Origin of the sequence: Phenylobacterium sp., from assembly GCF_030651185.1 — a bacterium.
In the GTDB taxonomy this organism is placed as follows: Bacteria; Pseudomonadota; Alphaproteobacteria; order Caulobacterales; family Caulobacteraceae; genus Phenylobacterium.
Genome location: NZ_JAUSCJ010000011.1, coordinates 1 through 19,985, shown reverse-complemented (window position 1 = coordinate 19,985; position 19,985 = coordinate 1). Strand labels below are relative to the sequence as shown.

The 19,985-nt window shown below is 68.7% G+C and carries 30 protein-coding genes; 15 read left to right on the top strand and 15 right to left on the bottom strand.

Going from position 1 to position 19,985, the window contains the following annotated elements; genetic code table 11:
* From chpT to Q7J39_RS03010, 4 genes are all read left to right on the top strand, one after another.
* Window positions 1-690 carry a histidine phosphotransferase ChpT gene (chpT, locus tag Q7J39_RS03025; protein WP_304820281.1) on the top strand — a complete coding sequence of 230 codons (690 nt, stop codon included), beginning with the start codon at window positions 1-3 and terminating at the stop codon, window positions 688-690.
* Between the two features lie 98 nt (window positions 691-788).
* Entirely contained in the window at window positions 789-1,160 is a 372-nt protein-coding gene (locus Q7J39_RS03020) for a PleD family two-component system response regulator (protein WP_304820679.1), read from the top strand.
* Window positions 1,157-1,984 (top strand): protein-glutamate O-methyltransferase CheR, encoded by an 828-nt coding sequence (locus Q7J39_RS03015; protein ID WP_304820279.1) that lies wholly within the window; start codon window positions 1,157-1,159, stop codon window positions 1,982-1,984. Before Q7J39_RS03020 ends, Q7J39_RS03015 begins: the two co-directional genes overlap by 4 nt.
* 65 nt (window positions 1,985-2,049) lie before the next feature.
* Window positions 2,050-2,661 (top strand): hypothetical protein, encoded by a 612-nt coding sequence (locus tag Q7J39_RS03010; protein WP_304820278.1) that lies wholly within the window; start codon window positions 2,050-2,052, stop codon window positions 2,659-2,661.
* A 72-nt stretch (window positions 2,662-2,733) separates the two neighbouring features.
* On the opposite strand, the gene Q7J39_RS03005 is transcribed toward Q7J39_RS03010, so the two are convergent.
* The 4 genes from Q7J39_RS03005 to Q7J39_RS02990 are packed head-to-tail and all read right to left on the bottom strand — an operon-like array spanning window position 2,734 to window position 5,451.
* The gene (locus Q7J39_RS03005) at window positions 2,734-2,871 is read right to left on the bottom strand and encodes an entericidin A/B family lipoprotein (protein WP_304820276.1); all 138 of its coding nucleotides are present in this window, start codon (window positions 2,869-2,871) and stop codon (window positions 2,734-2,736) included.
* Between the two features lie 47 nt (window positions 2,872-2,918).
* Window positions 2,919-4,643, bottom strand: coding sequence for a sensor histidine kinase (locus Q7J39_RS03000; RefSeq protein WP_304820274.1), 1,725 nt, complete (start codon window positions 4,641-4,643; stop codon window positions 2,919-2,921).
* 14 nt (window positions 4,644-4,657) lie between these two features.
* Window positions 4,658-5,263, bottom strand: a complete 606-nt coding sequence (locus Q7J39_RS02995) for a sigma-70 family RNA polymerase sigma factor (RefSeq protein ID WP_304820272.1) — start codon at window positions 5,261-5,263, stop codon at window positions 4,658-4,660.
* Window positions 5,263-5,451: a NepR family anti-sigma factor gene (locus Q7J39_RS02990; RefSeq protein ID WP_304820270.1), complete on the bottom strand. Its 189-nt coding sequence runs from the start codon at window positions 5,449-5,451 to the stop codon at window positions 5,263-5,265. The genes Q7J39_RS02995 and Q7J39_RS02990 overlap by 1 nt, the downstream gene beginning before the upstream one ends.
* A 336-nt stretch (window positions 5,452-5,787) precedes the next feature.
* Between Q7J39_RS02990 and Q7J39_RS02985 the strand changes: the two genes are divergently transcribed.
* Complete coding sequence (locus tag Q7J39_RS02985) at window positions 5,788-6,582, top strand: response regulator (protein ID WP_304820268.1); 795 nt, start codon at window positions 5,788-5,790, stop codon at window positions 6,580-6,582.
* A gap of 99 nt (window positions 6,583-6,681) precedes the next feature.
* The gene (locus Q7J39_RS02980; RefSeq protein WP_304820266.1) at window positions 6,682-6,855 is read left to right on the top strand and encodes a DUF1328 domain-containing protein; all 174 of its coding nucleotides are present in this window, start codon (window positions 6,682-6,684) and stop codon (window positions 6,853-6,855) included.
* Between the two features lie 73 nt (window positions 6,856-6,928).
* Here Q7J39_RS02980 and Q7J39_RS02975 read toward each other — a convergent pair whose 3' ends face one another.
* Window positions 6,929-7,195 (bottom strand): hypothetical protein, encoded by a 267-nt coding sequence (locus Q7J39_RS02975; protein WP_304820264.1) that lies wholly within the window; start codon window positions 7,193-7,195, stop codon window positions 6,929-6,931.
* Between the two features lie 19 nt (window positions 7,196-7,214).
* Window positions 7,215-7,418 carry a hypothetical protein gene (locus Q7J39_RS02970; protein ID WP_304820262.1) on the bottom strand — a complete coding sequence of 68 codons (204 nt, stop codon included), beginning with the start codon at window positions 7,416-7,418 and terminating at the stop codon, window positions 7,215-7,217.
* Between the two features lie 151 nt (window positions 7,419-7,569).
* On the opposite strand from Q7J39_RS02970, the gene Q7J39_RS02965 reads away from it, so the two are divergent.
* Window positions 7,570-7,896 carry a PRC-barrel domain-containing protein gene (locus tag Q7J39_RS02965; RefSeq protein WP_304820260.1) on the top strand — a complete coding sequence of 109 codons (327 nt, stop codon included), beginning with the start codon at window positions 7,570-7,572 and terminating at the stop codon, window positions 7,894-7,896.
* Between the two features lie 202 nt (window positions 7,897-8,098).
* Here Q7J39_RS02965 and Q7J39_RS02960 read toward each other — a convergent pair whose 3' ends face one another.
* A complete protein-coding gene (locus Q7J39_RS02960; protein WP_304820258.1) occupies window positions 8,099-8,557 on the bottom strand; it encodes an OmpA family protein in 459 nt (152 codons plus the stop codon).
* A gap of 165 nt (window positions 8,558-8,722) precedes the next feature.
* On the opposite strand from Q7J39_RS02960, the gene Q7J39_RS02955 reads away from it, so the two are divergent.
* From Q7J39_RS02955 to Q7J39_RS02945, 3 genes are read left to right on the top strand one after another with little or no spacing between them, the layout of a single operon-like run.
* Complete coding sequence (locus Q7J39_RS02955) at window positions 8,723-9,040, top strand: hypothetical protein (protein WP_304820256.1); 318 nt, start codon at window positions 8,723-8,725, stop codon at window positions 9,038-9,040.
* A 7-nt stretch (window positions 9,041-9,047) separates the two neighbouring features.
* Window positions 9,048-9,962: a diacylglycerol kinase family protein gene (locus tag Q7J39_RS02950; RefSeq protein WP_304820254.1), complete on the top strand. Its 915-nt coding sequence runs from the start codon at window positions 9,048-9,050 to the stop codon at window positions 9,960-9,962.
* The gene (locus Q7J39_RS02945; protein ID WP_304820252.1) at window positions 9,962-10,738 is read left to right on the top strand and encodes a metallophosphoesterase; all 777 of its coding nucleotides are present in this window, start codon (window positions 9,962-9,964) and stop codon (window positions 10,736-10,738) included. The genes Q7J39_RS02950 and Q7J39_RS02945 overlap by 1 nt, the downstream gene beginning before the upstream one ends.
* A gap of 79 nt (window positions 10,739-10,817) precedes the next feature.
* On the opposite strand, the gene Q7J39_RS02940 is transcribed toward Q7J39_RS02945, so the two are convergent.
* The 4 genes from Q7J39_RS02940 to Q7J39_RS02925 form a co-directional block, all read right to left on the bottom strand.
* Window positions 10,818-10,988 carry a DUF1328 domain-containing protein gene (locus tag Q7J39_RS02940; RefSeq protein WP_215338125.1) on the bottom strand — a complete coding sequence of 57 codons (171 nt, stop codon included), beginning with the start codon at window positions 10,986-10,988 and terminating at the stop codon, window positions 10,818-10,820.
* A gap of 27 nt (window positions 10,989-11,015) precedes the next feature.
* The gene (locus Q7J39_RS02935) at window positions 11,016-11,687 is read right to left on the bottom strand and encodes a superoxide dismutase (RefSeq protein ID WP_304820250.1); all 672 of its coding nucleotides are present in this window, start codon (window positions 11,685-11,687) and stop codon (window positions 11,016-11,018) included.
* Window positions 11,688-11,758: 71 nt separating this feature from the next.
* A complete protein-coding gene (locus Q7J39_RS02930; RefSeq protein ID WP_304820248.1) occupies window positions 11,759-12,160 on the bottom strand; it encodes a hypothetical protein in 402 nt (133 codons plus the stop codon).
* Window positions 12,157-12,480 carry a hypothetical protein gene (locus Q7J39_RS02925; protein ID WP_304820246.1) on the bottom strand — a complete coding sequence of 108 codons (324 nt, stop codon included), beginning with the start codon at window positions 12,478-12,480 and terminating at the stop codon, window positions 12,157-12,159. The genes Q7J39_RS02930 and Q7J39_RS02925 overlap by 4 nt, the downstream gene beginning before the upstream one ends.
* 197 nt (window positions 12,481-12,677) lie before the next feature.
* On the opposite strand from Q7J39_RS02925, the gene Q7J39_RS02920 reads away from it, so the two are divergent.
* On the top strand, window positions 12,678-14,090 hold the full coding sequence (locus Q7J39_RS02920) for an HWE histidine kinase domain-containing protein (RefSeq protein ID WP_304820244.1): 1,413 nt from the start codon (window positions 12,678-12,680) through the stop codon (window positions 14,088-14,090).
* Here Q7J39_RS02920 and Q7J39_RS02915 read toward each other — a convergent pair.
* Window positions 14,087-14,893, bottom strand: a complete 807-nt coding sequence (locus Q7J39_RS02915; RefSeq protein ID WP_304820242.1) for an alpha/beta fold hydrolase — start codon at window positions 14,891-14,893, stop codon at window positions 14,087-14,089. The genes Q7J39_RS02920 and Q7J39_RS02915 overlap by 4 nt on opposite strands.
* Before the next feature lie 81 nt (window positions 14,894-14,974).
* On the opposite strand from Q7J39_RS02915, the gene Q7J39_RS02910 reads away from it, so the two are divergent.
* Window positions 14,975-15,820: an SDR family NAD(P)-dependent oxidoreductase gene (locus tag Q7J39_RS02910; protein ID WP_304820240.1), complete on the top strand. Its 846-nt coding sequence runs from the start codon at window positions 14,975-14,977 to the stop codon at window positions 15,818-15,820.
* On the opposite strand, the gene Q7J39_RS02905 is transcribed toward Q7J39_RS02910, so the two are convergent.
* Window positions 15,817-16,242: a PaaI family thioesterase gene (locus Q7J39_RS02905; RefSeq protein WP_304820238.1), complete on the bottom strand. Its 426-nt coding sequence runs from the start codon at window positions 16,240-16,242 to the stop codon at window positions 15,817-15,819. The genes Q7J39_RS02910 and Q7J39_RS02905 overlap by 4 nt on opposite strands.
* Window positions 16,243-16,327: 85 nt before the next feature.
* Between Q7J39_RS02905 and Q7J39_RS02900 the strand changes: the two genes are divergently transcribed.
* A complete protein-coding gene (locus Q7J39_RS02900; protein WP_304820236.1) occupies window positions 16,328-16,879 on the top strand; it encodes a TetR/AcrR family transcriptional regulator in 552 nt (183 codons plus the stop codon).
* A gap of 30 nt (window positions 16,880-16,909) precedes the next feature.
* Window positions 16,910-17,752, top strand: coding sequence for a carbon-nitrogen hydrolase family protein (locus tag Q7J39_RS02895; protein WP_304820234.1), 843 nt, complete (start codon window positions 16,910-16,912; stop codon window positions 17,750-17,752).
* On the opposite strand, the gene Q7J39_RS02890 is transcribed toward Q7J39_RS02895, so the two are convergent.
* Entirely contained in the window at window positions 17,749-18,222 is a 474-nt protein-coding gene (locus tag Q7J39_RS02890) for a cupin domain-containing protein (RefSeq protein ID WP_304820232.1), read from the bottom strand. The two genes, Q7J39_RS02895 and Q7J39_RS02890, sit on opposite strands and share 4 nt — an antisense overlap.
* 23 nt (window positions 18,223-18,245) lie before the next feature.
* Window positions 18,246-19,454, bottom strand: a complete 1,209-nt coding sequence (locus Q7J39_RS02885) for a CaiB/BaiF CoA-transferase family protein (RefSeq protein WP_304820230.1) — start codon at window positions 19,452-19,454, stop codon at window positions 18,246-18,248.
* A 142-nt stretch (window positions 19,455-19,596) separates the two neighbouring features.
* Between Q7J39_RS02885 and Q7J39_RS02880 the strand changes: the two genes are divergently transcribed.
* Window positions 19,597-19,985: fumarylacetoacetate hydrolase family protein (locus Q7J39_RS02880; RefSeq protein WP_304820228.1), on the top strand; the 389-nt coding region annotated here is incomplete at its 3' end.

The window sequence follows — 19,985 nt, the reverse complement described above, 5'->3', positions numbered from 1 at the left end:
ATGTCAGAGCCAGATCAGAACGCCGCCGCCGACCCCTCCGTGGAGGCTGAGCCCAAACCTGCGCCGCGCACCGCGGAGGTCGCCGCCTATCTGGCGGCGCGCATGTGTCACGACTTCATCAGCCCGGCCAGCGCCATCGTCTCGGGCCTGGATCTGCTGGACGATCCCAGCGCCCAGGACATGCGCGAAGACGCCATGAACCTGATCGCCGGCAGCGCCCGCAAGCTGGCCGACCTGTTGTCCTTCACCCGGGTGGCCTTCGGCGCCTCGGCCACCGCCGAGACCTTCGACGCCCGCGAACTGGCCAAGCTGGCCCAAGGCGTCTTCGCCCACATGCGGGCCGAGATGGACTGGCAGGTGGAGGCGCCGTCGCTGAACAAGCCCACCGCGCGGGCCATTCTCAACCTGGCCCAGATGGCCGGCGCGGCCCTGCCCACCGGCGGGACCGCCAAGATTCGCGCCGTGCAGGAAGGCGCCACCGTGGTGATCGCCGTGGAAGCCATCGGTCCTCGCGCCCGTCTGCGCCCCGAGGTGCTGGCAGGCCTGCGAGGCGAGGCCATGGGGGAAGGCCTGCACGGTCACTGGGTTCAGGCCTACTACGTTCACCTGTTCCTGACCGATGCGGGCGGCCGCATCTTCGCCGACGTCGGCGAGGAGAAGGTCACCTTCGCGGCCAGTATTCCGGCCTGAAAAGGGCGTGCGACACACCCGCGCGAAATGTGAATTTCCGATCGGTTAATACGGCTCCTTAACCAACCGCGCGCGAGAAGACGGTTGAAGGGTGGAGTATCGCGTTGAAGACCTGCCTCGTCGTTGACGACAGCCGAGTGATCCGCAAGGTCGCCCGCAGAATCCTGGAGGACATCGGCTTTGAAATCGCCGAGGCGTCCGATGGGATGGAGGCGCTCGCCTGGTGCCGGGCGGCCATGCCGGACGCGGTGCTGCTGGACTGGAACATGCCGATGATGACGGGGATCGAGTTCCTGCGCCATCTGCGGCTGGAGCCGGGCGGCGACAAGCCCACGGTGGTGTTCTGCACCGTCGAGAACGATATCGAACGTATCCGCGAGGCCCTGGACTGCGGCGCCAACGAGTACATCATGAAGCCCTTCGACGGTGACATCATCGCTTCGAAGTTCGCCGAGGCCGGACTGATATGAGGCCTGAGGACATCGACCTGGTGGTCCAGCTCTGCGCCGCGCGCGCCGGCCTGTTCGTCGACCCCGGAAAGACCTACCTGCTGGAAAGCCGCCTGGGCCCGGTGGCCCGTCGGGAGAACTTCGGCTCCATCGACGACATGATCGCGGCCCTGCGCGCCAAGCGCGAGGACCGGCTGGCCTGGGCGATCGTGGAGTGCATGGCCTCGAGCGAGACCGCCTTCTTCCGCGACCGGGGCCCCTTCAACCTGTTCCGCGACGAGATCCTGCCGACCCTCGCCCGCCTGCGCGACGGCGAGCCGATCCGCATCTGGAGCGCGGCCTGCGGCTCGGGCCAGGAAGTCTACTCCCTGGCCATGATCATCGAGGACCAGCGCGCCCTGATTCCGGGCGCCAAGCTGGAGCTCTTCGCGTCGGACCTCTCCGAGCGCGCCCTGGAGAAGGCCCAGAGCGGACTCTACACCCAGTTCGAAATCCAGCGGGGCCTGCCGATCCGCCAGCTGGTCCGCCACTTCGAGAAGGCCGACGAGATGTGGGCGCTGTCGCCGCGCATCCGGCAGATGGTCCGCTGGCGGCGCATCAACCTGGTGGCCGACCTCTCGGCGGCCGGGCGGTTCGACGTGATCTTCTGCCGCTATGTCCTGGGCGCCCTGGTGGAACCGATGCGGGCGCGCCTGCTGGAGAACCTGGCCCGGGCGCTAAGCCCCGACGGCTTCCTGTTCCTGGGCCTGGGCGAGGCCGCCATGGGCCTTTCCGAGGCGTTCCAGCCGGTCAGCGGGCGCCCCGGCCTCTACGCCCGCAATCCTTCCTTTCGCGCCGCCGCCTGACAAGCAGGGCCACAAGACCTAGGATCACCCGGTCACTCGGGGGATTTTTGATGTCCAGACGCCTGTTGTCCGCTTCTACCGCTGTCCTGGCCGCGGCCCTGGCCCTGGCCAGTTGCAACAAGCCGACCCAGGAGCCGTCCGCGCCGGTCTCTCCGGGACAGCCGACGGCCACCGTGGCGCCGCCCGAGCCCGTGGCGCCGATCGCGCCAGCTGCGCCGCTAACCGGCTTCTTCCATCAGCCGGGCCTCAACCTGTTCGGCTACTATTTCGCCAAGGCGCCGATCCAGTTCGGAAACTTCAAGCTGAGGGGGCTGCATCTGGGCGCGCCCGAGGACTTCGCCAACTACGAGAAGGGCCAGCGGATTTCGCCCAACTACGCGCCGATCATGCTGGAGTTCGACGACGTCACCAGCCCGCTGCGGGAGAATGAACTGGGCCAGCCCTATCACGAGGTCAGCCGCCGGGTCCTGCCCAACGCCTACAAGGTGACCGCCGGACAGCTGAGCTTCCGCGGCCAGGACGATGTGCTGGGCCAGGTGAGCTTCGAGGGCCAGATCGACCCCAAGGCCCTGGAGCGGGTCCATGCCGGCGGGGCCGAGGAGACCGTGCTGACCGGGGCGCTCACCGCCATGGGCCAGAAGATCAACCGCGCCTTCGTGTGGTTCGGCGGCGACTGAGACCTCCGCCCACGAAAAATCCCGCCGCAGGAACTGCGACGGGATTTCAAGCCCCTGAAGGGGCTTAGAAGCCTATTGCTTGGCGTCTTCGGCGGTGCTGGTCACGGCCGAACCGGCGGCCGAAACGTCACGACCGGCGCCCGACAGGGTGTTGCAGGCGGAAATGGCGAAGGTGGCGGCCACGACGGCCAGCAGAGCGATCTTACGCATTGGGTTATTCTCCCCGGGGGATTGTTGAACTTGCCGGAGACGAACGGTCAGGCCGCCGCCTGGTTCCCTGATTGCGGTTCAGGCTTCACTGTATTTTCCACGCCCGGTGTCGGGAACATCAGGCGGACGGTGACGCCGCCCGTTTCGCTGCGCACCAGCTCGGTTCGCCCCCGCAGCTGTCGCGCGAAGGCGGTCATCAGGGTGCGGCCCACGCCGGAGGCGGTGAGCACGTCGTTGTCGGAGCTCCCATCGTCGCTGATCTCCAGCACCGCCTCATCGCCGTGAACCTTGAAGGTCACGGTCAGCGTGCCGCCCCGGCCCGCGAAGGCATGCTTCTGGGCGTTGGTGATGGCCTCGACGGCGAACAGGGCGAGCGGCGCCAGGCGGTCGGGATCGATCACCAGGGCGTCGATGTGCATCTCGGTCCTCACCGGGGCCCCGTGCAGGGCGTCGGCGGACAGCAGCTGCGCGGTGAGCTCCTCCAGGAAGGGCCGCAGGTCGACCCGCTTCAGGTCGGGTCCCTGGTAGAGGGCGCGGTAGATCAGGGCGAGCGCCGTGATCCGCTGGCGGGTGTCGGACATGGCCGCGCGGGCGGCGGGGTCGGTGAGCGCCCGCTGCTGCATGTTCAGCAGCGAGGAGATGACCTGCAGATTGTTCTTCACCCGGTGATGGATCTCGCGCATCAGCGCGTCCTTCTGGGCCAGGTTGTCGCGCAGGGTGGCGTCGCGCCCGACGATGGCGTCGGCCATCTGTTCCAGGGTCTCGGCCAGGTCGCGGATTTCCGGCGGCGCCTGTTCGGCCTGGACGGGGCGGACGGTGAGCCGGCCCCGCGCATAGAGGGCCGCGATCCGTTGCAGATAGGCGATCCAGCGGATCACCACCCGATCGGTCACCACCAGCACCGCCAGCAGGGCCAGGACGAAGGCCAGGATCGGGAACAGCAGGCCCGTCAGGGGGTTGAGCCGCGCCCAGGAGAACAGGCTTCCCGACTTTGCCGACAGGATCACATAGAGATCGTCGCCCACCAGGGGCGCGGCGGAATAGACCCTAGCGTCGCCGCGCCGGTCCTTGGCGTACCAGACCACTGATCCCCGGGCGTCGGCCTTGGCCCGCCAGGCGGAGGGCAGGGCGGGGAAGGCCTGGCCATCGGTGAAGTTCATGTAGCGGCCCTGCTTGTCGGCCAGCGCCACCTCGGCCTCGTCGGGCAAGGAGCGGTCGGCCAGGCGCGGGGCCAGGCTTTGCAGGGAGATCACCGCCACCAGTGCGCCGTCGAAACCGACCTTGGGATCGGTGGAGCGCACCGCCGCTAGGAGCACCGGCTCCTTGGCGTAGAGCGCCCCGGGGTCGCGGGTGACCACCAGGTTGTCGCCCTTCTGCAGCTGCTGGAACCAGGGGCGCTCGGCGCGGCGGAGGTCGACGGGAACATCATGGGCCGCGCAGGCCACCCGGCCGCGGCGGTCGAAGCGGATCAGGTTCGAATAGCCCGGAATGCGCCGGGTCACCTCGGCCAGGCGCTGGGCGCATTGGAAGCCGACGGAGGCGGGCGCCAGGGTTTCCAGCAGGATGTCGGCGGCCTCCATCCGGGCCCGCGCCGTGGCGGCGCTGCGCTCGGCGGCGGCGGCGAGGTTCTGCCGCACGATCTCACCCTCGCGCTGGAAGGCCATGGAGGACTGGATGGCGCCGAGGATCAACACCGGCAACAGGGCGGCCGCCAGCGCGGCGGTGAGGCGCACCCGGATCGTCGATAGTGAGCCCCAAGGGGAAGTGATCATGTCGAGCCCGTCGCCTAGCGGGCGCTTGAGAGGCGCTCCGCATCCGCGAGGATGGAGCGCATGGCGTCGCCGGCGGCTCCACCATCGCGCTCATAGGCTCCGTCGTCGAGGATCGCGTGCAGGGCGCGCCGAGCCCGGCTGACCCGGCTCTTCACGGTGCCGACGGCGCAGTTGCAGATCTCGGCGGCTTCCTCGTAGGCAAAGCCCCCCGCGCCCACCAGCACCAGGGCTTCCCGCTGTTCGGGCGGCAGCATGGCCAGGGACAGGCGCAGTTCGTCCAGGGCCACAGGCGCCTCGGGGTCGTCCACGGCCACCAGGGTTCGCTCGGCCGCTTCCTGGTCGAGCTGGGTCTGGCGCCAGGAGCGGCGCTTTTCGGAATAGAACTGGTTGCGAAGGATCATGAAGGTCCAGGCCTTCATGTTGGTGCCCATCTGGAATGAGTTGCGGGCGTCCCAGGCCTTCATCATGGCGTCCTGAGCCAGATCGTCCGCGCCGGCTGGCTCTCCGGCCAGGGTGCGGGCGAAGGCGCGCAGGTGGGGGATCAGCTTGACCAGCTCACGCTTGAACGCCTCGTCCTCCGCCGGCGTCCGGCTGGCGTTCTTGGCGTCGTCGCCCGCCATCAGCCGTTCTCCGAGGAACGCTTGTCGGCCTTGCGAAGGATGTCGAGAAACTCGTCGGGCACAGGTTCATTGACAACTTCGTCGAACATCTGGCGCAGCCGCGCGCCGATCGCCTGCTGGCGGAGCCGGGCTTCGTCGAGGGCGGCAGAGACCTTCCGCCGGTCCTCATTGGGTGTTTGTTCGATCATGTCCTCGGCGCTCCGCTTTCGCGGCGCTTGCCCCCTCGATTGGTCATCGTCGCCCGTCAACGCCCCGCTCCGATTCCGGTTCCCATCTCGGGCCCCTATAGCCTGTCAGGATCAGATGAAATCATCTGGTGTGCTCGAAAAGGCTCTAGCTTCAGAAGTGTCGCGCGGGTTGGGCGGGTCAACCGGATTCCGCCTAACCGCGATGCGCTCCAGGATGAACAAAACGCACGCTTGAGGGAACCGGTTCCCCACAGCGACGTTTCCGGCGCTATGGTGAGCGCTGTCGGGGCATGCAACCCGAGGCGTTCGCGTGTTTCCTACGGGGAGGGTATCACCTTGAGTCTGCTAGCCCGATTGGCGCCCCATCTGCCCTATGTGCGCCGCTATGCCCGCGCCCTGACGGGGGATCAGACCACCGGCGACCACTATGTCCGTGTCGCGCTTGAAGCGCTGGCCGCCGGAGAGCGGGTGCTGGAGGCCAACCTCACGCCCCGCGTGGCGCTCTATCATGTCTTCCACGCCATCTGGCTGAGCACGGGCGCCAAGCTCGAGCCCCGCGACGGCGGCGTCACCGGAGACGACGCCAGCGGCCGCCTGATGCGGATCGCGCCGCGGTCGCGCCAGGCCTTCCTGCTCACCGCGCTTGAGGGCTTCACGCCGTCGGAGGCGGCTCAGATCCTGGGCGCCGACTTCTCCGAGGTCGAGGGCCTGATCAGCGAAGCCCAGCAGGAAATCGACGCCGAACTGGCCACCGACGTTCTGATCATCGAGGACGAGCCGGTGATCGCCGCCGACATCGAGGCCCTGGTCACGGAACTGGGCCACACGGTGGTGGACATCGCCGCCACCCGCACCGAAGCGGTGGACGCGGTCAACCGCAAGGTCCCCGGCCTGGTCCTGGCTGACATCCAGTTGGCGGACGGGTCGTCGGGCATCGACGCCGTGAAGGATATCCTGGCGCGTTACGACGTGCCGGTGATCTTCATCACCGCCTTCCCCGAGCGCCTGCTGACTGGCGAACGCCCGGAGCCCACCTTCCTGATCACCAAGCCCTTCCAGCCGGAAACGGTGAAGGCGGCGATCGGCCAGGCGTTGTTCTTCCACCCGCGCAACGCCAAACAGGCCGCCTGATCTCCCAAGCCCCGGCTTGAGCGGAACGCCGGCCTCGCGCCGGCGTTTTCGTGTTCAGGCGTCCACAACGGGGGCGCAGCGTTTCCGGGAGTAGATCTGATGTTGGGTTGGGCCCTGACCTTCGCCGTCCTCGCCATCGTGGCGGGCTTCCTGGGCTTCATGGGCCTGGCCGGCCTCGCCGCCACCGTGGCCAAGGTGCTGTTCGTCCTCTTCCTGGTGCTGCTGGTGGCGAGTTTCGTCATCCGCGCGGTGCGGGGACAGTCGGTTCTGTAGTCAGGTCGATATCCAAATATGAAAACGGCCGCCCGTTGGGCGGCCGTTCTGCATTCGATGAGGTCGCCGCAGCCTAGCGCGGCGTGTCCGGCGAAGTCTGCAGCGTCCCCTCCGCCGGCGCGCCCATCTCGAAAGCCTGGGCGTCCGCCGGTTGCTTGCCGTTGTTCACCTCGGTGGAGGCCAGGTTGTCGGCCTGCCAGGTCCAGGCGCCGAACAGGGCCATGGCGGCCAGCGCGGTGGAGACCAGCAGCACCCAGAAGACGTGCCGGCCAAACCGCCCCTGGCGGGCGCGGGTGGCGTTGAGGACGGTGTGGTCGGAATTACGGGAGAGGACGGCCATGGGGGTGGCTCCTTGTTACCTAGTTCGGGAAATAGCTGAACGGACCGGGGGGAACCGGGCCAACGGCGTCGCGAGCCGCGCTGAGCTGGCCGATGAGACCGCCGGCGAAGGCGATCGCGAAAATCACGGCGATGGCGGCCGAGCGGCGGCGCACCTGACGTTGGCGCGGGCTCGACGCGGTGAAGAGGACGATCCCGCCAGGCGCGTCAAAGCTACGGATCATTGGGGGACCCCCGAGTTAGTTCTGTCGCGGACCGGGCGCCCGCATCTGGCTAACGCCACAGTCGTTCTGCTGTTCCCGCTCATCGACGGTTCAGGTGCGCTGCGCCAAGATGGTCGCAATGAGGTCACGGCCTCCCCATCTGTTGAGCATCATGATCAAGCCCAGACACGTTCTCGTCGCCGGCCTCGCCGCCAGTGTGCTGCTCGCCTTCGCCAACCTGGCGTCCGCGCAAGGGCTCGCCCTTGAGGGGCGCGAGGTGCGCGCATCCGACGGCGCGGTGCTCGGCACGATCGCCAAGGTGATCACCGGCGCCGACGGTCGTCCGCTGCAGGTGCTGGTCCAGCCGAAGGGCGCGCGGGCCGCCGGTCCACGCAGCCTGCCCTACAAGGCCTTGAGCCCCGAGGGCGACCGTTTCGTCATCCCCCTCAGCAAGGCGGAGTTCGACTCCATGCCGGCGGTGGATCTGGAGGCGAAATAATTTTCGAAAAAACTCGCGCGAAGCGGGAACCAAGGAATCGTGGGTGAGTTTGATATTTGCGAAGGCGGCGACGCCCCCCCCGACTTGAGACCGGCGCACACGCCGGTCTGCCGCCTTCGCACCCCATTCTCGATGTGCACACCTTCAAGGCGGCTCTCCCCGGAGCCGCCCTTCTTTTTGCGCGCTATCGGCGAGTCCGCCCCTATTTCCGGGGCGTCGAGAGCTTGAGGGTGACGTCGGCCCGGCGGCGCAGGGGACGATTGTCGCCCGAGGCGGTCACGGAGCCGGACTGGCCCGCGGCGGCCAGATCGATTTCCCCGGCGGGCAGGCCGGTGGCGGTCAGGGCCTTGGTGACCGAGGTGGCGCGCTGCTTGGACAGTTCCAGGTTGGCGGCCGGCGCGCCGGCGGCGTCAGCCAGGCCCAGCACCAGCACCTTGTCCACCTGGCAGCCCTTGGCCTGATCGGCGGCGGCGCGCAGCACGGCGCGGCCTTCCCGGGTGACCTCGGCCGAGTCAGGTTCGAAATAGATGTCGACGGTCACGTCGGCGCAGCTGGCCTCGCGCTTGACGATGCGGTCGCGCGCGCTGGTCATCGTCGTGCAGCCCGCCCCCAGGACCGCCACCACCAGAACCGCCGCGCCAAGTCCACGAACCGTCGTCATGAGCACACCCTTTTGAACCAGCCGACACCATAGCCCAGCGCCATGACATAGCCATCCACAGGGGCAACGCATGGCGACGCTTGGCGTTTCCCGGCGCGCCACACCGGAACCCCTAACAGCCTCCACCGTTTGGTGAGTCCCAATCCGCGACCGGAGACCACGACCATGCTGTGGCAACGCCGCACGACGATTTCGCACCCGACCCCGGCCCCTGAAGAGCCCGAGGTCCAGGATGCCTATGCTCGGGGCCGCCGCGACGAGCGCAAGGCGCGCAAGCGTCACCCGATCATGATGACCCTGACCTTCGCCGCCGCCCTGGTGGGCACGGTGGTCCTGGCCCTGGCCGCCAAGGAAGGCTCGTTCGCCCGCAGCGGCGGCATTGTCGATCATGGCCTGGCCGTGGCCACCGACCGCGCCCAGCCGGTGATGATGGACGCCGCCCGCGACCTCAGGGCCAAGACGTTCAGCCAGACGGAAAGCTGAGGTTTCCGTGGGGGCGAAGATCCGCAGCATCGAACTGATCGCCAACACCGCCTCGGGGAGTGTCAGCGCCGGCGCGCCCGATGAGGCGCGCGCCATCCTGGCCGAGTTCGGCGGCCAGACGAATGTCTGCGTCCCGGAGAACGGCGACCTCTCGGGCTGCCTGCAGGCGGCCATCGACCGGGGGCCGGACCTGCTGGTGATCCTGGCCGGCGACGGCACGGCCCGCGCGGCGGCCGAGCTCTGCGGCATGTCAGGACCGATGATCGCACCCCTGCCGGGCGGCACCATGAACATGCTGCCCAAGGCGGTCTACGGCACCACCGACTGGAAGGCCGCCCTGCGAGACACCCTCGAACATGGCGAGGAACGGCCTCTCGGCGGCGGGATGGTGGACGGGCGCCTGTTCCTGGTGGCCGCCATCCTCGGCTCCGGCGCCCTGCTGGCGCCGGCCCGCGAGGCGGTGCGCGAGGGGCGTCCGATGCTCGCCTTCCACCGCGCCCGCCGCGCCTGGCGCCGCGCCTTTTCCGGTCGGCTGCGCTACAGCCTTGACGGGGCCGGGCGCGGCAAGGCCGAGGCCATGACCTTCATGTGCCCCATCGCCTCGCGCGCCCTGGACGACGACGACCAGTTCCTGGAGGCCGCGGCGCTCGATCCGGCGGGCGTGGCGGAGGCGCTGCGCATCGGCCTGCACAGTGTCATCGGGGACTGGCGGGACGATCCCTCGGTCCAGTCCGTCGCCTGCCGCCAGGCCCGGGTATGGGCGTCCAGCGGCATTCCCGCCGTACTCGACGGCGAGCCTGCCAGGCTGAAGGCCAGCGTCCAGGTGAGCTGGAAAAGCGAGGTCACCCGCGTGCTGGCCCCGCCGAGGAAGCCGGCCTCCGACTCGACGGCGGACAGGGCTGCGGCCAAGGCGGGGCGTTGATGCGTATCGCCCATCTGTCCGACATCCACTTCGGCGGCGAGAACGTCGAGGCCGTGGCGGCGGTGCGGGACTGGCTGGCCGCCGAGCGCCTCGATCTGGTGGTGGTCTCCGGCGACCTGACCCGGTTCGGGGAGAAGGGCGAGTTCGCCTCGGCCGCGGCCTGGCTGAAACAGCTTCCCGAGCCCCAGCTGGTGACTCCGGGCAATCACGACGCGCCCTATCTCGCCTGGTACGATCGCCTATTCACCCCCTTCGCCCGCTACGAACGCGCCATCGGCCGCGCCCGTTTCCAGACCCACCTGGCTCCGGGATTGGCGGTCTATGGCCTCAACACGGCGCGCGGCGTGCAGCCTCGGGCCAACTGGTCCAAGGGGCAAATCTCCCAAAATCAGGTGGAGGAGGCGCTGGCCTGGCTCGCCGCCGTCCCGGCCGGATGCTTGAGGATCGTGGTCTGCCACCACCCGCTGACCGAGATGATCGGTGGGCCGATGACCGGCAAGGTCTGGCACGGGGAGGCCGCCGCCAAGGCCTTCGCCGAAGCCGGGGTCGACCTGGTGCTGTCGGGGCACATCCACGCCCCCTTCACCTGGCCCTATGGCTATGGGGATGGGAAGACCTACGCGGCCGGCTGCGGCACCCTGTCGGTGCGCGAGCGCGGCGTGCCCCCCGGCTTCAACATCATCGAGACCGACGACGCCGAGATGCGGGTCACCGCCCTGGCCTGGACCGGCTCCAAGTTCGAGCCGCAACGCACCTGGTCCCTGACCCGGCGCTAGAGCCCTGCCTCGTCGCGCATGGCAAAACGCGCCCCCGACCAGATCGGAGGCGCGCACTTCGCGATTGTCTGGGGCGTGGCTAGACGCTTCGCCCGCGGACGAGGTGCATGACGAGGCTGACCACGAACAGCACCAGGAAAACAAAGAACAGAATCTTGGCGACACCCATCGCGGCGCCCGCGATGGAGGTGAAGCCGAGGAGGCCGGCGATCAAGGCGACCACCAGGAAGGTCAGGGCCCAGCTCAGCATGGGAGAAGCTCCGGTTGGTTTGCGTACCTAGTTCGAACGTTCGCCAAGCGCAGCCGTTCCCCTGGCTGGCTCGACCGGTGCGGGATGGGTCCAGGCCTTACCCTCGCCGCGCGCCGCGGCGTACTGACTCTCGGCGAAGCTCCAGTTGGGCAGGCCGTCGAACCAGGCGTTCAGGAAGCCCTCGCGGTCGTTCTTGTGGTCCAGATAGTAGGCGTGCTCCCACAGGTCGCAGACCAGGAGAGGCGTCAGGCCCCGATGGATCAACAGGTCCTCGGCGTCGTGGGTGGAGAGCACCTTGAGAGCCTCGCCCTCCGCGGCCAGCCAGACCCAGCCCGACCCGAAGTGAGCGGCGCCTTCCTTCACGAAGGCGGCCTTCAGGGCCTCGGCTCCGCCGAAGTCCCGGGCCACCGCCTGGACCAGGGATCCGTCCAGAGTCTGGCGCCGCGGGCTCATGGCGTTCCAGAAGAAGGTGTGGTTCCAGGCCTGGGCGGCGTTGTTGAACAGCTTGCGGCTCCCGTCGTCGGCGAAGGCCTCAAGGACGACGTCCTCCAGGCTCCTGGGCGCAGCATCACCCAGCAGCTTGTTGAGCGTCTCGACGTACTTCTTGTGATGCTTGTCGTGATGCAGATGCATCGTGGCCCGCGAGATCACCGGCTCAAGGGCGGCGTGGTCGTAGGGCAGCGGCGGCAGTTCGAACATGATGGGGTCCCGGATGCAGGGGCGCGGTGCGCCCGTCCCTTCCGAAACCCCTCAACCCCATGTCGGGTTCGCTATTTTTTCTTTGGCGTGGTGGTGGATCGTGTGGCCATGGCCGTGGCCAGGACCGTGGCGACGATCTTCGGGTTTCTCAGCGCCACCAGGCTGGCGCCGATAATGGCGCTGGCCGCGACGATGGGCTTGTCCTTGGCCAGGTCGATGAGCCGGGTGAGCGTGTCGCGCTCCTCGGCCTGCTTCCCGAACTTCGGCGGGTTGACCTTGATCACCAGGGCCAGGGCGCAGAGCACCATCAACAGGGCGGCCGCGCCGGCCACGCAGGCGGCGGCCCAGGCGGGGCCGACCTGCGGCAAGACGGCGGCATAGAGCGCAAAGGCCAGGGCCACGACGACGACGACCGCCGCCGCGGCCAGCGCGGAGACGGCCGAAACGTAGAGAACCGCCTTCTTGAAGATCAACGGTTGCGACCGCTGGCCAGCAGCAGACCCACCAGAAGACCGACGCCCAGCGCGGTGCCGGCGGCCATCAGCGGCTTCTCGCGGACCCGCTCGACGACATAGCGTTGGGCTTCGTCCAGATGCTCGCCGGCGTTGTCGGCATAGGTGCGGCTCTGGGCGCGAACCTGCTCCATGCCCTCGGCGACAACCTTCTCAAAGCGCTTGGCGGCTTCGGCGAAGCTGCGTTCGGCCTGGCTGGCGATCTGGGTGGCGGCCTCAGCCACGGAGTGGGCGGCGGCCTTGGCTTCCTCGGCAGTCCGTTCGACAGCGTTCGTAGGCATTGAAGACTCTCCAGAAAATTAGGACTGCCCCCGCAACGCCTTGCGGGCATGGGGAAGCACAGCCACAACGCCGACATCCTAGGCCGGTTCCTGCGCCAGCGCAAAGCGGTCGCGCCTGATCAAATTGTGTCCGGAATGAGGAACCTAAACCCACGGTTCCTGTCGCGTCGGTGCAAACAGCGATCTATGATCCTCCCATGAGCGAGAAGGCCACCGGCCTGAACCTGGACCGCAAGCGCCTCGACCTCGCGCTGCAGGCTGCGCGTCTGGGCGAGTTCGAGTGGGACATCGTCCGGGGCGTCTTTGTCGTCAGCGACCGCATGGCCGCGATCACCGGCCTGCCTGCCGGTGAAACCTCAGTCCGCGACGCCGAAGAAATCCAGGAACTGGTCCATCCCGACGACCGCGACAGCCTGCGCCAGACGATCGTGGAGGGTCTGAGCGCCGAGGGCCGGTATGAGGCCGAGTACCGGCTGCGTCCGGGACCGAACGGAGAGATCACCTGGCTTCGGGCCGCCGGCATCCAGGTGCTGAACGCCAAGGGCGAAATGACCTCGATCTGCGGCGTCATCCAGAACATCACCGACCGCCGCGTCGAGGAAGATCAGCGCCGAACCTTGATGGCCGAGGTGGACCACCGGGTTAAGAACGTGCTCGCCGCCGTCCAGTCGCTGGCCTACCAGACCGCCAAGCGCACCACCTCGCTGGAAAGCTTCCTGTCCAACTTCGCCGGCCGGCTGAAGTCGATGGGCTCGGCCAACGAACTGCTCACCGCCGCCCGCTGGCGCGGCGCGGCCATCGCCCATCTCGCGGCCGCTGAGCTGGGGGGCATCGCGCCCGGCCAGACCCGCTGGGAAGGGCCCGAACTCTTCCTCACGCCGCGCGCCGCCAACGCCCTGTCGCTGGCCCTGCACGAACTGGCCACCAATGCGGTGAAGTTCGGAGCACTCTCCACCGACACCGGCCGGGTCGATGTCCGCTGGACCCGGACGCCGGACGGCGGATTCGAACTGATCTGGAATGAGAGCGGCGGGCCGCCGGTGGGCGTTCCCGGTCACAGGGGCTTCGGCTCCACCCTGCTGGCCCAGGTCACCGGCCGCGAGCTGAACGGCGAGGTGGTTCCCGAATTCCGCGCCAGCGGCGTGCGGGTCCGCGTCACCGCCGGGGCCCGGACCATTGTGGACCGCCCCGACAACGTGCCCGACGCCCCGGTGGTTCGGGTGTTCGAGACCACGCCCAAGACGAACCGCCCCACCGACCTGCGCGGGTCCCGCGTGCTGATCGTCGAGGACGCGGTGCTGCTGGCGCTGGAGCTGGAGACGGGCCTCTCGGACGCCGGCGCCGAGGTGGTGGGGCCGGCCTATGAACTGTCCGAAGCCATGGCCCTGCTGGACGGCCAGATCGACGCCGCCGTGTTGGACGCCAATCTCAACGGCCTGTCGGTGCATCCGGTGGCAGAGGCCCTGGCGGCCCGCGGCATACCCTTCGTCTTCGCCACCGGTTACGGCGACACCGGCGCCCCGCTGGGCTTTGACGCCCCCATCATCCGCAAGCCCTATGACGTCACCCAGGTGGCCGCGGCGGTCTCGGCGCTGCTCGACGCGGGTTAGACCGCTTCCCCGTTCAGGAACTTGATCATAGTGGCGCTCGCCGTGCGGTCCTGGATCATGAACAGGTGGCCGCCCTCGAAGAATCGCAGGACAGAACCCTTGATGCGGCTGGCCAGATTCTCCTGCGTCTCCGGCAGGGCGATGCCGTCATAGCGGCCCGCGGCGATCAGGGTCGGGGCCTCGATCTGTTCCAGCCGGTCCCAGGTGTCGTGGTGGGCGCGGGCCTCCAGCTGCCGCCGGGCGCCCATCTCGTGGCCGGGTTCGTCGGCATAGGGATCGGCGGCGCTCATGGCGATGATCTGGTTGTAGGTGTCGGGATGGGCGGCGGCCCAGGCCGCGTCGCGGCGGGTATCGGAGATCGGCGTCAGGTGCTTGGCGCGGGCCTCGCCCTTGAGGTGGCCGATCTCGTGGAAGGGGAAGGATGCGCCGCCGGCCCCGCCCGGTGAAGTGCAGGCCAGGACCAGGCGATCGACCCGGTGCGGATGCCGCAGGACCAGCTCCTGGGCCACCATGCCGCCAAAGGAGACCCCCACCACATGCGCCCGCTCGATCCCCAGTTCGCCCATCAGGGCGCTGGCGTCGTCGGCATAGTCTGCCATCGAATAGGCGACATCCAGCTTGGCCGACCGTCCCAGGCCCCGCTGGTCATAGGAGACCATGTCGAAGGCTTTCGGGAACGGCCCGTCGAACTGGTTGGGCTTGTTGCGCAGGTCGCCGCCGGTGCCCGAGATGAACAGCAGGGCCGCGCCCGCCCCGGCCTGTTCGTAGTAGATATCCAGGCCGTTCACGTGGGCGGTGGGCATGCAGCTTCTCCTTGCGACGGCGACGGCGCAGCCTCACCTAGGTTCGGACGGGCGGGTCCGTCAGGCAAGCGGGGAAGCATCATGAAAAGCGTTGTGGTCACGGGAGTCTCCACCGGCATCGGCTGGGGGATCACCAAGGTGCTGACCGGCCAGGGCGTCCGGGTGTTCGGCAGCGTGCGCAAGGCCGCCGACGCCGACCGCCTGCGCCAGGAATTCGGCGACCGCTTCGTCCCCCTGATCTTTGACGTCACCGACGAGGCCGCGGTGCGCGCCGCCGCCGAGCAGGTGCGCGTCACCCTGGCCGGCGAGCCGCTGATGGGCCTGGTGAACAATGCCGGAGTGGCCGTCGCCGGCCCCCTGCTGCACCTGCCGGTGGCCGACTTCCGCCAGCAGATCGAGGTCAACCTGACCGGTGTGGTGATCGCTACCCAGGCCTTCGCCCCGCTGCTGGCGCTCGGTCCCGACCGCAAGGGCGACCCCGGCCGGATCGTCAATATCAGCTCGGTGGGGGGCAAGAACGGCTCGCCCTTCATGGCGCCCTACAACGCCTCGAAGTTCGCGGTGGAAGGCCTCTCGGAATCCCTGCGCCGCGAGCTGATGCTGTTCGGCATCGAGGTGATCGTGGTGGCGCCCGGGGCCGTGGCCACACCGATCTGGGGCAAGGCCAAGCCGGAGGACATCGAACCCTATCGCGACACCGCCTTCTATCCGGCGCTGAAGAAGGTCCACGCCTTCATGACCGCCAGCGGGGCCGCCGGCCTGCCCCCCGAGGCGATCGGCGAGGCGGTGGCCAAGGCCCTGACCACCGCCCGGCCCAAGGTCCGCTACACCGTCGCCCCCAACCCTCTCACCACCTTCATGATGGCCAACCTGCCCCGGCGGACGGTGGACCGGATGGTGGCTAAGCGCCTGGGCCTCTCCGCCTAGACCTTCGGCATCAGAATCTGCTGCGCCGAGGCGCGGGCGATCAACTCGCCGTCCTCGCGGCGGAAGTCGGCCTCCACGGTGATCAGTTGGCGGGTGACGGCGGTTACTCTGCCCTCGATGGTGAGAGGCCGGGCGGCGCCAACCTTCACGAACAGGATCTGCAGGTTGATGGTGCGGTAGTAGTTCTCGTCGGGGACCACCGTCATGGCCGCGAAGGCCAGGATCTGGTCGGCCAGCGCCGCCAGGTAACCGCCGAACAATGAGCCGTCGCCGTTGAGAACCTCCGGCGCCGGCTGCCAGGTCTTGCGCACCCAGCCCGTCCCCCAGTCCTCCAGCGTCCCCATCTTCAGGGTGGTCACGACGGGTGGGACGGTCATGTCGCCGGCCTTCAGCGCATCAAGTCGTTGCGTCGCCCAGGTCATCCAAAACACCTCCAACTGTTGAGGCGCAGACAATCCGAGCTAAGCTCATGTTCGGCTACTCGCCTTTCCCGGAGACCTCCCGCACATGGCCCAATCCCAACGCCGGCAACCGAGACAGGCCCGCGCGGTGGCGACCCAGGCCGCCATCTTCGAGGCCACGGCTCAGATTCTCGAAGCGCAGGGGGAGGGCGCCCTGACCACAAACGCCATCGCCGAGCGGGCGGGGATCAGCATCGGCACCCTCTACCAATATCATGCCGACAAGGCCTCGATCCTGGTGGCCATGGCGCTGGCCGAAAACGCCAAGGTCCGCGAGCAACTGATGGCCGCGGCGGGTCCGGAGGGGGTGTCCAGCGCGCGCCTCGCCATCCGCGTCCAGATCGCCATCATGGCCGACCGCCCCGCCACGCGCCGGGCCTGCCTCAAGGCGATCCTGGCGACCGACCTTATCCCCACCGAGGAGAAGACCACCAACCGCCTGATCGAACGCCACCCCGGTGACCGCCTGGACCGGTTCGTCATCAGCCGGGCGGTGATCGGAGTGATCCGCGCCGCGGTGCTGGAGGCTTCGCCGGTGCTGGCCGATCCAGGGCTGGAAGATGCGCTGCTGAACCTGGTGGAGCGGTATTCGGCTTGACCTCCCGTAGGGACCCTGGAACCTCGCCCCATGACGTTTCGCCTCGCCGTCGCCCAGAGTCTTGTCGGTCTCGACCAGCATGCCAACGCTGCGGCGGTGCGGGATTTGATGCGTCAGGCCCGCGCCGCCGGGGCGGACCTGGCGCACTTTCCGGAAGGCGCGGTTTCGGGCTACCCCTCCGGCCCCGGCAAGCCCCATTTCAAGGGCTGGTCGGTGGACTGGGAGGGCCTGCGCCGGGAGCTGGAAGACATCGCCAAGCTCGCCGCCGAGCTCGAGCTCTGGGTCGTGGTCGGCGCCAACCACCGGCTGTCGGGGGAGACCCGCCCCCACAACAGCCTCTACGTCATCTCGCCTCAGGGAGAACTGGCGGGCCGCTACGACAAACGGCTGATCTCGGGCAGCGAACTCGCCGACTTCTACACCCCGGGACGTGATCCCCTAGTGTTCGAGGCCGGCGGCTTCCGTTTCGGCTTGGCGCTCTGCATCGAGGTGAACTTTCCCGAACTCTTCCTGGAGTACGGCGCCCTGGGCGCCGACGTCGTCCTGTTCTCCACCTATTCGGAGGACCCGATCTTCGGGGTGATGGCCCAGGCCTATGCGGCCGCCACCAACTGTTGGGTCAGTCTGTCGGCGCCGGCCCAGTTCAGCCGGGTCCTGAGCTCCGGCGTCATAGGGCCTCACGGCTACTGGCTGTCCCAGGCGCGCCGCGACGGCCAGCCGGCCCTGGCGATCACCGATCTGGACCGGGCTGATCCGGCGCTCGACATGGCGCTCAACAAGGCCCGGCCCTGGCGCGCCAAGGCCCGGACCGGCGACATCTACGGCGCGCGCAACCTCGATGACCGGCGGAGCCGAGACCAGAGCCGGTTCTAGCCGGGCGCCTTGTGGATGGGGTCGATCCAGGCCACGCCCTCCGGCCTCTCCACCGGCTCGATGTCCAGGTTCACCACCACGGCGTCGCTGTCGCTGCGCACCAGCAGGCATTCCAGGGTTTCGTCCGCCGAGGCGTTGATCTCCTGGTGCGGCACATAGGGCGGCACATAGATGAAGTCGCCGGGGCCCGCCTCGGCGGTGAATTCCAGCTTCTCGCCCCAGCGCATCCGGGCCCGGCCCTTCAGCACATAGATCACGCTCTCCAGCGGCCCGTGGTGATGGGCGCCGGTCTTGGCGTCGGCGTGGATATGGACGGTGCCGGCCCAGAGTTTCTGAGCGCCGACGCGGGCGAAGTTGATGGCCGCGGCCCGGTCCATGCCCGGCGTCTGGGGCGTGTTGGTGTCGAGCTGGTCGCCGGGGACCACGCGGACCCCGGTGTGTTTCCAGGCGTCTTGCGGAATATCGGACATCGGCTCGGCCTCCGGCTGAGACCCTAGACTATGCCCTTCGCCCGCAGCTCCGCCACCCTGTCCGCGCTCAGCCCCGCCAGGCCGGTCAGCACCTCGTCGGTGTGCTGGCCCAGGGTCGGGCCGGGCCAACGGACCTTGCCGGGGGTCTCCGACATCCTGGGGAAGGCGCCCTGCATCTTGATCCTGCCGAACACCGGGTGGTCGGTCTCCACGATGGTCTCGCGCGCCTTGAACTGCTCGTTCTCCAGCATGTCGGGCGCGCGGAACACCCGGCCCGAGGGGATGCCGTCAGCCTCCAGCAGGGCCAGCAGGTCGGGCAAGGCAAAGTCCTTGGTCCAGGCCGCGATGATGTCGTCCAGCTCGGCCTGGTTCACCCCGCGCGAGGCGTGGTCGACGAACTTCGGATCCTTGGCGAGGTCGGGCATGCCCATGGTCTGCGCCAGCCGGGCGAAGACGGTGTCCCCGTTGCCGCCGATCAGGATCATCTCGCCCTCCGCGCAGGGATAGACGTTCGACGGCGCGATACCCGGCAGGATGGAGCCCGAGCGTTCGCGGACATAGCCGGTCAGGTCGTACTCGGTGACCAGGTTCTCCATCACCGCCAGCACGCTCTCATAGAGGGCGACGTCCAGCATCTGGCCACGGCCCGTATTGGCCCGGTGGTGCAGGGCCATGGTGATCCCCATCACCGCGTGCATGGCCGTCAGGCTGTCGCCGATGGAGATGCCGGCCCGGGCTGGGGGCCGGTCGGGTTCGCCGGTGACGTGGCGCAGGCCGCCCATGGCCTCGCCGATCAGGCCATAGCCGGCGCGGCTGGCATAGGGGCCGGTCTGGCCGAAGCCGGAGACCCGGGCCATGATCAGCCCCGGATTGATGGCCGACAGGGCCTCATATCCCATGCCCCACTTCTCCATGGTGCCAGGCCGGAAATTCTCGATCAGGATGTCGGCCTTGGCGATTAGGCCCGCGGCGATCTCGCGGCCTTCGGGCGTACGCAGGTCCAGGCCCACCGACTGCTTGTTGCGCCCGATCACCGGCCACCAGGGCGACAGCCCCTGGGGCAGGCTGCGGCCCCACTGGCGCATGGGGTCGCCCACCTTGGGATCCTCGATCTTGATCACCCGGGCCCCGAAGTCGCCCAGGATCTGCCCTGCGAAGGGCCCGGCGATCAGGGTGCCCATCTCGATGACCACCAGGTCCTTCAGGGGGCCTTGGTTGGCGGCGTCGGTCATTTGGGGGCTCCGGGCAGGTCGGCTTGGATGGCGGACCCGTTGGACCCGCCTGACCCCGCGTCTGTCAATCTCGCCGGCCGGGTTCCCGTCGCGCGCCCGCGCGGGGTTCCCTTCCACCCGGCGCGGGCGTAAGGCGGCTCTCATGACCGATTACGTCCTTGCTCCGCCGGCCCAGACCAGCGTCCCCGTCGAGGGCTCGAACGCCCTCTTCCCCGTCCGCCGCGTCTATTGCGTGGGCCGCAACTATGCCGCCCACCGGCGCGAGATGGGGGGCGACGACCGCGACCCGCCGTTCTTCTTCGCCAAGCCCGCCGACGCCGTCGTCATTCCCGGCGGCGCGGTCTCCTATCCCCCCCGCACCGCCAACCTGCACCACGAGATCGAGCTGGTGGTGGCGCTGAAGGGCGGTGGCGCCAACGTCCCCGTCGAGCGCGCCCTCGACCTGGTCTATGGCTACGCGGTCGGCGTCGACCTGACGCGCCGGGACTTGCAGAACGCCGCCAAGGACAAGGGCCAGCCCTGGGAAGCCGG